General features: G+C 61.4%; 14 protein-coding genes. 8 read left to right on the top strand and 6 right to left on the bottom strand.

What is annotated here, in order from left to right; translation table 11 throughout:
* Positions 1-8 precede the first annotated feature (8 nt).
* Entirely contained in the window at positions 9-1,331 is a 1,323-nt protein-coding gene (locus A462_RS28510; RefSeq protein ID WP_008431479.1) for a leucine-rich repeat-containing protein kinase family protein, read from the top strand.
* A gap of 122 nt (positions 1,332-1,453) precedes the next feature.
* Here the strand turns inward: A462_RS28510 and A462_RS28515 are convergent, their stop codons facing one another.
* Both A462_RS28515 and A462_RS28520 read right to left on the bottom strand, forming a co-directional pair.
* Positions 1,454-2,161, bottom strand: coding sequence for a YebC/PmpR family DNA-binding transcriptional regulator (locus A462_RS28515; RefSeq protein WP_008431478.1), 708 nt, complete (start codon positions 2,159-2,161; stop codon positions 1,454-1,456).
* A gap of 109 nt (positions 2,162-2,270) precedes the next feature.
* The gene (locus tag A462_RS28520) at positions 2,271-3,584 is read right to left on the bottom strand and encodes an MFS transporter (RefSeq protein ID WP_008431477.1); all 1,314 of its coding nucleotides are present in this window, start codon (positions 3,582-3,584) and stop codon (positions 2,271-2,273) included.
* 266 nt (positions 3,585-3,850) lie between these two features.
* Between A462_RS28520 and A462_RS28525 the strand changes: the two genes are divergently transcribed.
* Positions 3,851-4,723 (top strand): LysR substrate-binding domain-containing protein, encoded by an 873-nt coding sequence (locus A462_RS28525; RefSeq protein WP_003212428.1) that lies wholly within the window; start codon positions 3,851-3,853, stop codon positions 4,721-4,723.
* A 125-nt stretch (positions 4,724-4,848) separates the two neighbouring features.
* Here the strand turns inward: A462_RS28525 and A462_RS28530 are convergent, their stop codons facing one another.
* Positions 4,849-5,706: a LysR substrate-binding domain-containing protein gene (locus A462_RS28530; protein ID WP_003212427.1), complete on the bottom strand. Its 858-nt coding sequence runs from the start codon at positions 5,704-5,706 to the stop codon at positions 4,849-4,851.
* A 112-nt stretch (positions 5,707-5,818) separates the two neighbouring features.
* On the opposite strand from A462_RS28530, the gene A462_RS28535 reads away from it, so the two are divergent.
* From A462_RS28535 to A462_RS28545, 3 genes are all read left to right on the top strand, one after another.
* Positions 5,819-6,928 carry a 2-aminoethylphosphonate--pyruvate transaminase gene (locus tag A462_RS28535; RefSeq protein ID WP_008431474.1) on the top strand — a complete coding sequence of 370 codons (1,110 nt, stop codon included), beginning with the start codon at positions 5,819-5,821 and terminating at the stop codon, positions 6,926-6,928.
* 27 nt (positions 6,929-6,955) lie between these two features.
* Positions 6,956-7,783 (top strand): phosphonoacetaldehyde hydrolase, encoded by an 828-nt coding sequence (gene phnX / locus A462_RS28540; protein ID WP_008431472.1) that lies wholly within the window; start codon positions 6,956-6,958, stop codon positions 7,781-7,783.
* Positions 7,784-7,906: 123 nt separating this feature from the next.
* Entirely contained in the window at positions 7,907-8,467 is a 561-nt protein-coding gene (locus A462_RS28545; RefSeq protein ID WP_008431470.1) for a cytochrome b, read from the top strand.
* A 117-nt stretch (positions 8,468-8,584) separates the two neighbouring features.
* Here A462_RS28545 and A462_RS28550 read toward each other — a convergent pair whose 3' ends face one another.
* The 3 genes from A462_RS28550 to A462_RS28560 all read right to left on the bottom strand — a co-directional run bounded on the left by A462_RS28550 (position 8,585) and on the right by A462_RS28560 (position 12,637).
* Entirely contained in the window at positions 8,585-9,484 is a 900-nt protein-coding gene (locus A462_RS28550; RefSeq protein WP_008431468.1) for a 1-aminocyclopropane-1-carboxylate deaminase/D-cysteine desulfhydrase, read from the bottom strand.
* 57 nt (positions 9,485-9,541) lie between these two features.
* Entirely contained in the window at positions 9,542-11,581 is a 2,040-nt protein-coding gene (locus tag A462_RS28555; RefSeq protein ID WP_008431466.1) for an NADPH-dependent 2,4-dienoyl-CoA reductase, read from the bottom strand.
* 117 nt (positions 11,582-11,698) lie between these two features.
* Positions 11,699-12,637, bottom strand: a complete 939-nt coding sequence (locus A462_RS28560; RefSeq protein ID WP_003212414.1) for a LysR substrate-binding domain-containing protein — start codon at positions 12,635-12,637, stop codon at positions 11,699-11,701.
* 136 nt (positions 12,638-12,773) lie between these two features.
* Between A462_RS28560 and A462_RS28565 the strand changes: the two genes are divergently transcribed.
* The 3 genes from A462_RS28565 to A462_RS28575 all read left to right on the top strand — a co-directional run bounded on the left by A462_RS28565 (position 12,774) and on the right by A462_RS28575 (position 16,036).
* Positions 12,774-14,315: an HAL/PAL/TAL family ammonia-lyase gene (locus tag A462_RS28565; RefSeq protein WP_008431464.1), complete on the top strand. Its 1,542-nt coding sequence runs from the start codon at positions 12,774-12,776 to the stop codon at positions 14,313-14,315.
* A gap of 92 nt (positions 14,316-14,407) precedes the next feature.
* On the top strand, positions 14,408-14,917 hold the full coding sequence (locus A462_RS28570) for a prolyl-tRNA synthetase associated domain-containing protein (protein ID WP_008431462.1): 510 nt from the start codon (positions 14,408-14,410) through the stop codon (positions 14,915-14,917).
* A gap of 354 nt (positions 14,918-15,271) precedes the next feature.
* Positions 15,272-16,036 (top strand): transporter substrate-binding domain-containing protein, encoded by a 765-nt coding sequence (locus A462_RS28575; RefSeq protein ID WP_003212408.1) that lies wholly within the window; start codon positions 15,272-15,274, stop codon positions 16,034-16,036.
* The last annotated feature ends 176 nt before the right edge of the window (positions 16,037-16,212 follow it).

Genomic DNA, 16,212 nt, shown 5'->3' with positions numbered 1-16,212 from the left:
CGCCGTTCATGGATACCCTTGCCCAACTCAAGGCCGGCCAATTGGCCGGCATCAAACGCCTGGACCTGCGCTGTGGGCTGACCGAGTTCCCTCGGGAAATCTTCGACCTGGCCGACTCCCTGGAAATCCTCAACCTGACCGGCAATGCCCTGAGCAGCCTGCCGGATGACCTGCACCGCCTGCCCCATTTGCGCGTGCTGTTCTGTTCGGAAAACGCCTTTACCGAACTGCCGCAATGCCTGGGCCAGTGCGCGCAGTTGAGCATGATCGGCTTCAAGTCGAACCAGATCAGCAGTGTCCCGGCGACGTCGCTGCCACCCTTGCTGCGCTGGCTGATCCTCACCGATAACCACATCAGCCAATTGCCGGACGAACTGGGTGAACGGCCTTTGCTGCAAAAACTGATGCTGGCCGGTAACCACCTGGAGCAGTTGCCGCAAAGCCTCGCCCAGTGCAAAAACCTCGAATTGATCCGCATCGCTTCCAACCGCATGACCCGCCTGCCGGACTGGTTGCTGGGTTTGCCGAGCCTGACCTGGCTGGCCTACGCCGGTAATCCGGTAGAGATGGCCGTGGAAGAGGCCCGCCATGACGCGACGCCAAACATTCCCTGGTCCGAGCTGGAATTGAGCGAAGTGCTGGGGGAAGGCGCTTCCGGAATCATCCGCAAAGCGTACTGGGCCCCGTCAAGCGGGCCGGTCAAGGCGGTCGCGGTCAAACTCTATAAAGGCAGCATTACCAGTGACGGCTCGCCCCTGCACGAAATGCACGCCTGCATCGCCGCCGGACTGCATGCCAACCTGATCAAGGTAGAAGGCCGTGTCGTCGACCACCCGGAAGGCCTGGCGGCGCTGGTGATGCAACTGATCGAACCGAGCTACCGCAACCTCGCGGCCCTGCCGAGCCTGGCGTCGTGCACCCGGGATATCTACGAGCCCACCACCCGTTTCAGCGCGGATGTGGCGCTGCGCATGGCCCGGGGCATCGCTTCGGTGGCGGCGCACCTGCACGCGCAAGGCATCACCCACGGTGATCTGTACGGCCACAACATTCTGTGGAATGAAGCCGGTGAATGTCTGCTTGGGGACTTTGGTGCAGCGTCGTTTCACGCCACGGTCGACAGCCAGGAAACCCGCGCGTTGCAGCGCATCGAAGTCAGGGCGTTCGGGGTGTTGCTGGGGGAATTGCTGGAAAGGATTGATGCGGGGTTGAACGAGCAACAGCGCGTGGCACTGGAAGCCTTGCGGGACAACTGCTGCCAGCCGGATGTGTTGGCCCGGCCTGGGTTCGAGGAAATCACAAGCTTGTTGCAGTCTTCCAAACTCCGCTAAACCCATGTGGGAGCGGGCTTGCTCGCGAATGCGGTGTGTCAGTCAATACATGCTTGGCTGGTACACCGTATTCGCGAGCAAGCCCGCTCCCACATTTGGACCGGGTTCACATCAAATCAGAATCAACCCGCCAACCCGACGAACATGTCCTGCACGTCGTCATGGTTGTCCAAGCCTTCCAGGAAGGCTTCGACTTCGGCCATCTGCTCATCGCTCAAGCCACTCACCGGGTTCTTCGCGATGTAGCCGAGCTTGGCCGACAGCACGGTGAAGCCCTGCTCCGGCAAGGCTTTCTGCACGGCGTCCAGGTCGGTGGTCTCGGTGATGAACAGGGTCGTGCCCTCTTCTTCGCCTTCCTCGAAATCCTGGGCACCGGCTTCAATCGCGGCCATTTCCGGATCGGCGTCGGGGCTGTCCGGCGAGGCTTCGATCAGGCCTACGTGGTTGAAGTCCCAGGCCACGGAGCCGGACGCGCCGAGTTGGCCCTTGCGGAACGCCACGCGGATTTCCGCCACGGTGCGGTTGATGTTGTCGGTCACGCATTCAACGATCAGCGGCACCTGGTGCGGGGCAAAACCTTCGTAGGTTACGCGGTGGTATTGCACGGTCTCACCGAGCAGACCGGCGCCTTTCTTGATCGCGCGTTCCAGGGTTTCCTTGGGCATCGAGGCCTTTTTGGCCTGCTCCACCACCAGGCGCAAATGTGCGTTGGTAGCAGTGTCGGCACCGTTGCGGGCGGCAATGGTGATCTCTTTCACCAGCTTGCCGAAGATCTTGCCCTTGGCATTGGATGCCGCTTCTTTATGTTTGACTTTCCACTGTGCGCCCATGACTCACTCTCTTCTGTCCATCGCGCCGAGACGTCTACTGGCCGGCGCTTTGGGGGCAGAGTTTATAGCGCTGAAACACTCTAATCCACCAAAAAACCGGCCATGCCCCTCAGGTCCGCAAGGGATTGATGGCGCGCTCACGGTCGGGCACGAAGTCGCCCACCTGCGCCAGCACCGCCGGCCTGGCGTTCCAGTAGGGCATCAACACCAGCGAGGAAAACAACGCGGCGCCGGCAAACACGATAAACACCGTGACGGTGTCGAAGTAGCCCGGCAACAAGCCGCCCAGGACTGCACCCACCGAACCGCAGCCGTTGACGAACCCCGCCGCCGTCGCGCCGGCCTTGGCGGTGCCGAAGTCGATGGCGGCGGTGCTGCTGATCATCGAGTCCGGCCCGTACAGGGTCAGGCCCATCACAAACAGCAGCGCCATCACCAGCGCCACGCTGCCGGTGTGCAAGGCGCCCATGAACAACGCCAGGGCCACGGTCAGCGCCAGCAGGCTGAGGACACAGGCCGGCATGCGCCGGGCGCCGAACAGTTTGTCGGACGCCATGCCGATCATGATCGGCCCCAGCAACCCCGCCAGCTCGAACGCCGTCGGCACAATCGCCGCGCCGACCTTGCCCACCGACGGCATCTGCTCATACACAATCACCGGCCCCCACAACAGGATCGCGTAACGCGCCGGTTTCAACAGAAAGTACGCCAGCCCCAGGGTCAACACCGTGCGGTTGCGCAAAATGGCCCGCAGCGGCTCCAGCACACTGGCATTCTTCTCGGCGGCAGTCTGTTCCGGTTCCGGTTCCACTGCCGGTAACCCCACATCCTGTGGCGTGTTGCGCTGGAAAATGAAAAACAGCACCGCGACCACGAAGACCACAGCCGCACTGGAGATAAATGCCGCATGCCAGGTGCCGATCAGCGTATACGCCCACCATCCGGCAAACGGCGACGCCACCAGGCCACCAAAGGCGTAGCACGAGCTCCATAAACCCAGCACCCGGCCACGCTGCTGCGCCGGGAAGAAACTGCCAAGGTTCTTGCACAGCCCGGACCAGCCGGTGGACTGGGCCAGGCCCTGGATCAACATGCACGTGACAAAGATCGGTAACGTGGCAAACGTGCCCATCACCAGGGCGGCGGCGGCTGAAATCAGCAACCCGCCGAGTACCACCACACGCGGCCCGAAACGGTCGGCGAGCATGCCCCAGGTGAATTGGCCAACGGCGTAGGCCGCCAGGTAGATGCCATCCAGGTTGGCCATCATCATCTTGTCCAGCGGGAAACTCGGGTCGTCGACGATCCCCAGCTTGGCCACCGAAAAAGCCTTGCGGGTGAAATAGAAGGCCGCGTACGCCAGCCAGGTGATGGCGAAAATCTGCACGCGCCAACGCTTGATGTGACTCAAGGGAGTATTCATGGTGGTTCTGACCTCGGGTGTGAGTGTGCCGGCAGAATGAAAAGCAAACGCCTGTATTTTTATTGTTGAGCACTGCAGTACCGGCGCTTGGAGGGGCGCGGTATTGGTCAGATGAGTCCCGCTGGTGAGCACGCAGAAGACCCATGGCCGCCGAAGGTGTAGGACTCGACCTACGGCGACTGGGGCTATCAAAGCAATGGCTGACTAATAGGTAAAATCGATTTATCGTATTTCAAATATAAGCTGAGCTTGTAAGAGGATTCGCGATGTCGGTGTCTCACGCGCAACTCAAAGCCTTCCATGCGGTGGCCGTACACGGCAGTTTTACCCACGCCGCCGAACGCTTGTTCCTCAGCCAGCCGGCCATTTCCGACCAGGTGCGCAAGCTTGAGGAACGTTTCGGCGTGCTGCTGTTTCATCGCAACAAACGTTCGGTGCGCTTGACCGACCTCGGCGAGCGCCTGTTGAGCATCACCCAGCGTCTGTTTGCCGTCGCGGCGGAAGCCGAAGAGCTGTTGCAGGATTCCCGCGCCTTGCAAACCGGCACCCTGACACTCGCGGTGGACGCCCCGGTGCATGTGCTGCCGCAGATTGCGCGCTTCTGCCAGTTGTACCCGGGCATCAGCGTGAAGATCGAAACCGGCAACACCGATGAATCACTGTTTCGCCTGTACAACTACCAGGCCGACCTCGCGCTGCTGGGGCGCGATGTGGACGACGAGCGGCTGCTGTCACTGCCGCTGCCCGATGACCAATTGCTCGCGTTTGTCGCCCGCAACCACCCGTGGGCGGGCCGCGAGTCGATCTGCCTGGCGGACCTGGACGATACGCCGCTGGTGTTGCGGGAAATCGGCTCGGTGACCCGCCAGACCCTGGAGCAGGAAATGCACCAGGCCGGGCTGCGCATTCGCCCGGCGATCCAGGTGGAAGGCCGCGAAGCCGCGCGGGAGGCGGTGGTGGTGGGGATTGGCGTGGGCGTGGTGTCGGCTGCGGAGTTTGGCGCAGATTCGCGGGTGTATGCGATGCCGATCCGTGACTGTACGCAGCGGATGAAGGAAACACTGGTGTGCTTGAAGGAGCAGAGTTCGCGGCGGGTGGTGGCGACGTTTCTGGAGATTGTGCGGGAAAGTTTGCGGTGAAGTTGAGGGCCCCTTCGCGAGCAAGCCCGCTCCCACAGTTGACCGAGTTCTACCGATGGAACGCGGTCGAATGTGGGAGCGGGCTTGCTCGCGAAGGGGCCAACTAGATCTCAAGCCAACACCCTCTAAGGCGCCAACTCGAAAAACGCCTGAATCAACCGCAACTCCCGCCGCCGCTCCATGCACCCGATCACATGCCGGTTCACCAGCCCCTCGCCCTGGATCGGAATCGCGTGCACCCGCGGATCCCGGCTGACTTCCATCGACGACACCACCCCAACCCCCAACTCGGCCGCCACCGCTTCCGTCACCGCCTCACGGCTGTCCAGTTCCAGCAACACCCGGGGCTGCACGCCGGCCTGGGCGCAGGCATCGTCAAAGGTCCGCCGCGTAATCGAGCTGGGTTCACGCAACACCATGATCACCTGATCCAATTGCTCCAGCCGAATCCCCGCAGGCTCCGCCAGCCACGGATGGCCCGCAGGCACCAACGCGCAAATCCGTGACTCGATCAACGGCTGCAAGTGCAGGCCCTTGCGCGGCTCCACCTCGGTCAACACCGCCACGTCAGCCCGCTCCGACAACAGCGCCGCGAGGGTTTCCTGCGCATTGCCCAGGCGCAAATTGACAGTAATCCCCGGATACCGCTGCCGTAGGCTGGCCAGCATCGGCATGACCATGTGCGGCCCGTCCGCCGCCACTTCCAGGCGCCCGGTAAGTAATTGCCGGTTGGCCTCCAGCAACGTCTGCGCCTCTTCCACCAGGCCGAAGATCGCCCGGGTGATCGCCGCGAGTTTGGTGCCCTCCTCGGTCAACTCCACCCGCCGCGCGGTACGCCGCAGCAGCGCGATCTGGTAGTGCTCCTCCAGCGCCTTGATATGCCCGGTCACCGCCGGCTGGCTGATGAACAGGCGCTCGGCCGCCCGGGTAAAACTGCCCTCGCGGGCCACCGCATCAAACGCACGCAGTTGAAACAGGTTCATAGCTATCGGCCTCACTGATAGCTCGCATAACAACAAACAATTTGATTGATGACAAGCCAAACTGCAATTTAGGCGCCGTAACTTCATCCCAATGTTTTGCGAGGACACACGAATGAGCACTGCCGCGCCGATCCTGCTGACCCCGGGGCCCTTGACCACCTCGGCCCGCACCCGCCAGGCCATGATGGTCGACTGGGGTTCATGGGATGACCGCTTCAATCAACTGACCGCCAGTCTTTGCGAGCAACTGCTGGTGATCGTCAACGGCACCGCCAGCCACCATTGCGTGCCATTGCAAGGCAGCGGCACCTTTGCCGTGGAAGCGGCCATCGGCACCCTCGTGCCACGGGACGGCAAGGTGCTGGTGCTGATCAACGGCGCCTACGGCAAGCGCCTGGCGAAGATTTGCGAAGTGCTCGGCCGCGAGTTCAGTACCTTTGAAACCGCCGAAGACGAACCCACCACCGCCGCCGACGTCGACCGCCTGTTGCACGCCGACAAGGGCATCACCCACGTCGCACTGATCCATTGCGAAACCAGCACCGGGATTCTCAACCCGTTGCCCGAGATCGCCCAGGTCGTCGCCCGCCACGGCAAGCGCCTGATCATCGACGCCATGAGTTCCTTCGGCGCGCTGCCGATCGACGCCCGCGAGGTGCCGTTCGACGCGCTGATCGCCGCCTCCGGCAAGTGCCTGGAAGGCGTACCGGGGATGGGTTTTGTGTTCGCTGAAAAGCAGGCGCTGGCTGCAGCCCAAGGCAACTGCCACTCCCTGGCGATGGACCTTTTCGACCAGCACAGCTACATGGCCAAGACCGGCCAATGGCGCTTCACACCGCCGACCCACGTGGTGGCGGCGCTGCACGAAGCGCTGCTGCAATACAACGAAGAAGGCGGCCTGCCCGCCCGGCACCAGCGCTACGCCGACAACTGCCAGGCATTGCTGGACGGCATGGCCGAGCTGGGCCTGCGCAGCTTCCTGCCCGCCGCGATCCAGGCGCCGATCATCGTTACCTTCCACGCGCCGAAAGACCCGCGCTACCAGTTCAAGGAGTTCTACGAACGGGTCAAGGCCAAGGGCTTCATCCTTTATCCCGGCAAATTGACCCAGGTGGAAACCTTCCGCGTGGGCTGCATCGGCCATGTGAACCAGGCCGAGATGCAAGCCGCGGTCGCGGCGGTAGCCGAGGTGCTGCAAGAAATGAACGTGCTCGACATCTGACTGCCCACTACTCACAGGATCTGAACCATGAACTACGCAAACCCAACCCAGCTTCAAGCCGCGATCCTCGACTGGGCCGGCACCGTGGTCGATTTCGGCTCGTTCGCGCCCACGCAGATTTTTGTCGAAGCCTTCGCCGAGTTCGACGTGCAGGTCTCCATCGAGGAAGCCCGTGGCCCGATGGGCATGGGCAAGTGGGACCACATCCGCACCCTGTGCGACCAGCCGCAGGTGGCCGAGCGTTACCGCAAGGCCTTCGGCCGCACACCGAATGACGATGATGTGACCGCCATCTACCAGCGCTTCATGCCGCTGCAGATCGAGAAGATCGCCGAGCACTCGGCATTGATCCCCGGTGCCCTGGACACTATCGCCAACCTGCGCCAGCAAGGGATCAAGATCGGTTCGTGCTCCGGCTACCCCAAGCAGGTGATGGACAAGGTTGTCGAACTGGCTGCCACCAATGGCTATATCGCCGACCACGTGGTCGCCACCGACGAAGTGCCCAACGGCCGACCATGGCCGGCCCAGGCCCTGGCCAACGTGATCGCCCTCGGGATCGATGACGTAGCGGCCTGCGTGAAGATCGACGACACCGTGCCGGGCATCCTCGAAGGCCGTCGCGCCGGGATGTGGACCGTGGCGCTGACCTGCTCGGGCAACGCCCTGGGCCTGACCTACGAGCAGTTCCGCGCCCTCGACGCCGGCACACTCGCCAGCGAACGCACGCGTATCCAGGCCATGTTCGAAGGCTCGCGCCCACACTACATGATCGACACCATCACCGACCTGCCTGCGGTGATCGCCGACATCAACCAGCGCCTGGCACGGGGTGAAATGCCGCAGGGCAACTGATTGGTGTCAAAACATCGCTTCTTCGTCTTCCTCTCACGGGCAAACCTCGTAAAACAGGCTTACATTGAAAGGACTCCGTCGCGAAAGAACGGAGGTTTGCCCTGATGAGTGAGGAAAAAAGCGATGCCCTGGAAAAATTCCGATACGCGTTACAGCACCATGTCGATTGCGTTGCACTGGCTGATGGTGGTGCTGCTGGCGGTGGTCTACGCCTGCATTGAGTTACGCGGGCAGTTTCCCAAAGGCAGCGGCGCACGTACGTTGATCGTGGAAATGCACTTCATGTTCGGCCTGACGGTGTTTGTGCTGGTGTGGCTACGGTTGTTCGCCCGCAGCCTGGGCGTGGCACCGAAGATCGTACCGGCCCCGCCGCAATGGCAATCCTTCCTGGCTACCCTGATGCACATGGCGCTGTATGCCTTGATGATCGGCATGCCCATCGCCGGCTGGCTGATCGTCAGCGCCGAGGGGCATTCGGTGATGTTCTACGGCATCGAGTTGCCGCCACTGATTGCCGAGAACAAGGCGTTGGCCAAGGAAATTGAAAGCTGGCACGTGCTGTTCGGCAAGATCGGCTACTGGCTGATCGGGCTGCATGCGTTGGCCGGATTGGCCCATCACTATGTGCTGCGAGACAACACTGCGTTGAGGATGATGCCCGGCAAGAGAGGGAGCATTCAGTAAGCCCACGGATTGAATGTGGCAGCTGGCTTGTGTGGGAGCTGGCTTGCCTGCGATTGCATCACCTCGGTGCCACTGATACACCGCGGTGTCTGCATCGCAGGCAAGCCAGCGCCTACATTAACCGGGTGCAACAGGGAAACCCCGGCGGCCTTGCAGGCCACCGGTGTGGACGAAGATCAGGCGGGTGCCGGGGGAAAATCTCCCGGCTTCAATCTGTTGTTTCAACGACAATAACGCCTTGCCGGTATACAGCGGCTCCAGCGCCAGGCCACAGGCTTGCTCGGTAGCGTCGATAAAGGCCAGCAACTCGGGATCGACCTTGGCAAAGCCGCCCCGGCTGGCCTCCAGCAATTCATAACCCTGCTGCACAAGCGCCTGCACCTGTTGCGCCACCCCGTGGTCGTCGGGCACCGCCAGGGCGCCATATACCGGATGCGCGCCCGCCTCCGCCAGCACCAATCCCGCCAATGTAGTACCGGTGCCTGCCGCCAGCCACCAACCGTGATAGTCCGTCCAGCCCAGGCCGTTTAATTGTGCCCGCGCCTGATTCACCAAAACCCCGCAACCCAACGCGCCCGCCAGGCCCCCGCCGCCTTCAGGTACCGGGTGCAGGTGCGGATACTGCTCGCGCCAGGGCAGCCAGAAGTCCGGCTCGTTGCGCGCGCGATAGCCGCCATACCCCAGCCAATGCAGTTGCATGCCGAAGGCCTTGAGGTCGAGCACCGTGGGAGTGTCTTGCGGATGGCCACGCAGCAAGCCAACGGTAGGAAAGCCGAAGCGTTTCCCGGCCGCCGCCAGTGCATGCAGGTGATTGGAGTAAGCGCCGCCCAGGCTGATGATCCCGCTGGCGCCCGCCGCCCGGCCTTGCGCCAGGTGCTCGGTGAGCTTGAACCACTTGTTGCCGCTGATCAGCGGGTCGATGCGATCCAGGCGCAGCACGGCGACTTCCACCGGCCCCATCCAGTCCAGCTTCAGGGGTTCAAGGGGCGCGTGGGGGAGCCAGTCGAAAGGACCCATGAGGGCGGTTCTGCACAAGAAAAGGGGCGGTAGTCTACCACCGCCCCTTTTACGTGCTTACAGCTCGGCCGCCAGGCGCGAACCCTGGTTGATGGCGCGCTTGGCATCCAGTTCGGCCGCCACGTCCGCGCCGCCGATCAGGTGCACGTTCTGCCCGGCCGCCACCAGGCCGTCCTGCAATTCCCGCAGCGGGTCCTGCCCGGCGCAGATCACGATGTTGTCCACCGCCAGCACCTTCGGTTCACCCTCGGCGCCGATGCGGATGTGCAGGCCCTCATCGTCGATCTTCAGGTACTCGACGCTGTTGAGCATCTGCACCTGCTTGTTCTTCAAGCCGGTGCGGTGGATCCAGCCGGTGGTCTTGCCCAGGCCGTCACCGACCTTGGAGGTCTTGCGCTGCAACAGGAACACTTCACGCGCCGGCGCATGGCGCTCGGGCTTGATCCCGGCCACACCGCCGCGGGCTTCCAGGTGGGTGTCGATGCCCCACTCTTTCCAGAACGCCTCGCGGTCCAGGCTGGTGGACACGCCCTGGTGCACGAGGAATTCCGAGACGTCAAAACCGATACCGCCGGCACCGATCACCGCCACGCGATGGCCCACCGGCTTACGCTCCAGGATCACGTCGAGGTAGCTTAATACCTTGGCGTTTTCCACACCGGGAATCGCCGGAATACGCGGCGCGATGCCGGTCGCGAGGATGATCTCGTCATAACCGCCCGCAACAAGCTGCTCAACGTCGACCCGGGTGTTCAGGCACAGTTCGACGTGAGTGGTCTGCAACTTGCGCTTGAAGTAGCGCAGGGTCTCGAAGAACTCTTCCTTGCCCGGCACACGCTTGGCGATGTTGAACTGGCCGCCGATCTCGCTGGCCGAATCGAACAGCGTCACCTGATGCCCACGCTCGGCGGCGACGGTAGCGGCCGCCAGGCCCGCAGGACCGGCACCGACCACGGCGATTTTCTTGATCTGCTTGACCGGCAGGTAGTTGAGCTCGGTCTCGTAGCACGCACGCGGGTTGACCAGGCAGGTGGTCAGCTTGCCGCCGAAGGTGTGGTCCAGGCAGGCCTGGTTGCAGCCGATGCAGGTGTTGATCTCATCGGCGCGGCCTTCGGCAGCCTTGTTGACGAAGTCCGGGTCGGCGAGGAATGGGCGAGCCATCGAGACCATGTCGGCATCGCCTTCGGCCAAAATCTGCTCGGCGATTTCCGGGGTGTTGATCCGGTTGGTGGTGATCAATGGAATCTGCACCGCACCGCGCAACTTCGCGGTGACCTTGCTGAACGCACCACGCGGCACCTTGGTGGCGATGGTCGGGATCCGCGCTTCGTGCCAGCCGATGCCGGTGTTGATGATGGTTGCACCGGCCTGCTCGATGGCCTTGGCCAACTGCACGATCTCTTCCCAGGTGCTGCCGCCTTCCATCAGGTCGAGCATCGACAGGCGGAAGATGATGATGAAATTCGGGCCTACGGCTTCGCGCACCCGGCGCACGATTTCCACCGGCAGACGCATGCGGTTTTCGTAGCTGCCACCCCAACGGTCGGTGCGGTGGTTGGTGTGGGCGGCGAGGAACTGGTTGATGAAGTAGCCTTCCGAACCCATGATTTCCACGCCGTCGTACTCGGCGACCTGGGCCAGCACCGAGCAGGTGACGAAATCATTGATCTGTTTTTCGATGCCTTCTTCGTCCAGCTCTTTGGGCTTGAACGGGTTGATCGGCGCCTGGATTGCGCTCGGTGCCACCTGCTTCGGGCTGTAGGCATAACGCCCGGCGTGGAGGATCTGCATGCAGATCTTGCCGCCCGCCTCGTGCACCGCCCGGGTGACGATCTTGTGCTTCTGCGCTTCTTCGTCGGTGGTCAGCTTGGCCGCACCGCCATACACCCCACCTTCATCGTTGGGGCCAATGCCGCCGGTGACCATCAGGCCCACGCCGCCACGGGCACGTTCGGCAAAATAGGCCGCCATGCGCTCGAAGCCACCGGGTTTTTCTTCAAGGCCGGTGTGCATCGAGCCCATCAGGGTGCGGTTGCGCAGGGTGGTAAAACCCAGGTCCAACGGGGCCAGCAAGTGCGGGTAGGCAGCAGCGGTCATGGTACAGCTCCACAACGGATCATCACGGGACGTGGAGCGCTCGAATGGCACTCCATCGGTTTATGTCCCACAGACTAAGAGTCCGCCGGCTGGCGCTCAATGACCGTAAGTGACAACTTAATGATCAAAGTGCGCAGCAGAAAGCATGGCAGCGGTAATTTTCTCCTGTTTCTGCCCCTGCCCAATCATCCAGCGTTGAAACCCACGGCACTGCTGTTTGTGCAGGGTATTGGGGTGCCAACTCAGGTAGTACGGCGCCGCCAGCGGCACGGCGAACCGCCAGGGAATCACCAGCCGACCGGCGCGCAGGTCCCCGGCGATCATTGAGAACTGCGCCAGCACGATGCCTTGCCGGTCGATGGCCGCCTGGATCGCGGTAATCGATGATGAGTAATTGCGGCGGATCACGATGGGCTGGCCGGTTTGCCCTTCCAGCTCGCTGAACCATTGGGTCCACGAAGGCGGCGAATCGAATTTGGGCCGCGAGTCGATGCCGATCAGGCGGTAATCGAGCAAGTCCCGCGCGCACGCAACCCGTTCCAGCAACTGCGGTGAACAGGTGGGCACCACACAATCGCGGAACAGCGGCACGCTATGCCCGGCATGCTCGGGGTGCTCGCCATAACCGATGCGAAAGTCGGCACTTTCCTCCCCCGATGCATCATCGAGGGTGCTGTCGAGGTAGATGTCCAGGTCGGTTTCGTCCTGCCCCCACTCGTCGATCAGCGGCGACAGCCATTTGGTCATCAGCGAAGGCAGGCAACTGATATACAGGTTGTTGGGATTCTTCGCCCGCTCGGCCTCGGCCACCGCCAGCCTGAGTTCTTCGAACGCCGCGGTGCAGCGGGCGTGCAGGCGTTCGCCGACGCTGTTCAAGCGCAGGCGCTGGCCGTCCTTGAGCGTCAGCTTCATGCCCAGGGCATCTTCGAGCAGTTTCATTTGCTGGCTGACAGCGCCCACCGAGATCCCCAGGCGAATCGCCGCCTGGGACATACCGGCGCAGTGGCCCACCACTTCAAACACTTGCAACGCGCGCAACGGCGGTAAACGGCTCATGGGGGAATCTCGCGACTTCAGCAGTTTAGATTTTCTACTAAAAGTAACAGAAAACCTCATATTTTCTTCAGTCAGTGCAACCCGTAGAGTTAAACCACTTCCCACCCCATTGCGTTACGCCCTGCTGGAGTCGCTGATGAAAACCCTGCCTGAACAAATTACCCATGTCGTGTTAGGCGACAGAGAACCCAGCATCGAAGAGTTCGTGGCGATCGCCCGCTATTCGGCCACTGTTTCGTTTGCCGACAGTTACAAGAACCGGGTTAAAAAGTCCCGTGGGTTGATCGAGCGATTCCTCGATGAAAACCGTTTGGTGTACGGCGTGACCACCGGTTTTGGCGACAACGTGCGGCATGTGATCTCGCCGGAAAACGCCAAGGAACTGCAAGTCAACATCGTGCGTTCCCACGCTGTTTCCGTCGGCGAACCGCTGGTGCGTGAACAGGTGCGGGCGATCCAGTTGATGGTGTTGATCAGCCTGGGCAAAGGCTACTCCGGGGTGCGCCTGGAACTGCTGGAACTGATCGCCGGCCTGCTCAACCACGACGTGGTGCCCTTTGCGCCGGGCGAAGGCTCGGTGGGTTACCTCGCGGTAGAAGGCCACCTGGCCCTGGTGCTGCTCGGCGAAGGCCGCGCCAGCGTCAAGGGCGGTGCACTGGTGGATGGCGCAACCGCCCTGCAACAGGTCGGCCTGCAACCGACCGACCTGCAGTGCAAGGAAGGCCTGGCGATGTTGAACGGCACCACGTCGGTGACCGCCATCGCCACACTGGCGCTGTACAACGCGATGCAGGCTGCCGACCTGGCGGACGTGGCGGCGGCCATGTCGCTGGAGGCGCTCAAGGGCACCATCCGCGCGTTCGACCCGCGCTACCACTCGATCAAGGCTCACCCCGCACAGGCCGCAACCGCCGCCAACATCAAGGCTATCCTGCACGACAGCCAGCTCATCGCAGACAACATCGATTACCGCCTGCAGGACGTCTACAGCCTGCGTGCCATCCCCCAAGTGCATGGTGCTTCCCGGCAGTTCATCAACTACGCGCGGGAAACCATCGAACGCGAAATCAATTCTTCGGGCGACAACCCGGTGATTTTCCCGCTGGACGACGGTGACGGTATCGCGATTTCCGGCGCCAACTTCGACGGCACCTACATCGGGATTTCAGCCGACACACTGTGTGTGGCGCTGACCAACCTGGCGAAAATTTCCGAGCGCCGGACCGACCGCATGATCAACTCGCACTTCAGCGAAATGCCGGCCTTCCTGGTGCGCAACCCGGGCCTGAACAGCGGCTACATGATCGTCCAGTACACCGCCGCCGGGCTGTACGCCGAGATGAAAACCCTGTCGATGCCGTCGTCGATCGACAGCGTCTCGACCTGCGGCAACCAGGAAGACCCGGTCAGCCTGGCCTACAACGCGGTGATCAAGGCCTACAAAGTCTCGCAAAAACTCCAGTCGGTGGTGGCCATCGAAGTGCTGGTCGCATGCCAGGCCCTGGATTTCCACGATGTGAACAAGGCATCGACCGCGACCAAGGCGGTCTATGACCTGGTGCGCAGTGAAGTGCCGGTGGCGGATAACGACCGCGCGTTTTACGCTGACATGGCCAGTGTGATTGACCAGGTGCGCAGCGGGAAAATCAACGACCTGGTGGCCCATCACCTGAACTGACAACCACGCCGTCAAACGGCCTGCCCTCCTTTTCGGACGGCGGGCCTTTGCCATTTTTGGCGCAGACAAAGCGATACCCGGGGACTTTGCGAATGCTTCAACCCAAAGACGTTCTACACCTGCTCGATACCTGCTCCATTGCCTATGAATACGTGGAACACAGCGCCGTGCGCACCTGCGAAGAAGCCGACAAACTGGACATCGGGATCAGCGGGCAGGCGGTCAAGAACATCTTCCTGTGCGATGCCAAAGGCTTGAATCCCACCCTGGTGGTGCTCAAGAGCGAGCAGCGCCTGGACCTGCGTGCACTCTCACAAACCCTCGGCCTCAAGGGCCTGAGATTCGCCTCGCCGCGCCGCCTGATGGAAACCCTGGGCGTGGAGCCGGGAGCGGTGTCATTGCTGGGGTTGTGCAATGACGTGCAGCGCGCCACCCAGGTTGTGATCGCCGAAGAGGTGTGGAACGGCGACAGGATTCTCTGCCATCCACTGGTGAATACCGCGACCCTGTCGATCGCAGTCCGCGATATGGCGCGACTGCTTGAGCACCTGGGATTCACGCCAATACTCGCCGCGAACTCTGCCCCCACGCCTGATGCCTGACAACGCACGGGTGGGTGCAAAACGCTACCTATCGACCCAAAACAGGGCGAAAAAACCGCGCACATTTTCTAACCATGTTTAATTTTCTTGAAAATCAACAGGTTATTTATTTTTAAAAGCTGGCAAATATTTTGCAATGACATGTATGTACATGTGGAGTCATGTGCAGACTGGAGAGCGAATCGGCCAGTCCCCAAACCTGTATGCGTTCGAGAAAAAAGTCCTAAGCCCACATCAAAACATTGGTAGGAAATAGAAATGACCGCTAAAAAATCGAATTGGTTAGGCTCTGTTGCTGTAGCGACCCTAGTGATGGCAAGTGCTTCCGGACTGCAGGCAAAGGACTGGACGTCCGTGAACATCGCGACCGAGGGCGCGTACGAGCCCTGGAACCTGACATTGCCAGGCGGGAAGATCAGTGGTTTCGAGCCTGAGCTGATGGACTACCTGTGCGCCAAGATGAAGCTGCAGTGCAAGATCACCGTGCAGAACTGGGATGGCATGATTGCCAGTCTCAACGCAGGGAAGTTTGATGTGTTGATGGATGCGATCGTTATCACTGACGACCGTAAGCAGGTCATGGATTTTTCGATTCCCTACGCGCAGACGCCGGCCAACTTTGTCGCGCAGGATGCGGCGTTGCTGCCGGGTAAAACCGGGGCGGCGAATGCGATTACGCTGAGTGCTGATCCGAAGGCGATTCACGATGCGATCGAGCCGTTGCGTCAGGCGCTGAAGGGTAAAACCATCGGGATCGCTTCAGGCATCATTTACACCAAGTTCATTGATGAGAACTTCAAGGACGTGGCAACGATTCGTGAGTACAACACGTCGGCCGATGCGATTCTTGATCTGCAATCGGGCCGTATTGACGCGATTTTTGATGACGTTACGTTCCTTGATTCGATCATGTCCAAACCTGAGAACAAGGGGCTGGCGTATACCGGGCCGCAGATCAAGGGCCCTATCTGGGGTGATGGCGAGGGCCTGGGTTTTCGCAAGAGCGATCCGGAGTTGAAGGCCAAGTTTGATGCGGCGTTGAAAGAAGCGATTGCTGATGGGACTGTTAAGAAACTCAGCGAAAAATGGTTCAAGGTGGATTTGACGCCTAAGTCCTGAGGCGTTCCTGGTTGGGGTGGGGGCATATCCGTTATTTGGGTGATGGCTTGTATTGGTTCCGCTCTTACAGCGGCTCACTTTTGAAAAGCGCAAAAGTAASCAAAACGCTCTTGCCCCACCACTCGGCACCTCGCTTAGGCTCGGTGTGCCCTCACTCCGGCTTTGGACCGTGGGCC

The sequence above is a fragment of the Pseudomonas sp. Ag1 genome (genome assembly GCF_000278565.1).
Classification (GTDB): Bacteria; Pseudomonadota; Gammaproteobacteria; order Pseudomonadales; family Pseudomonadaceae; genus Aquipseudomonas.
The sequence above is the reverse complement of the archived record's forward strand: the minus strand, read 5'-3'. Positions and strand labels throughout refer to the sequence as shown.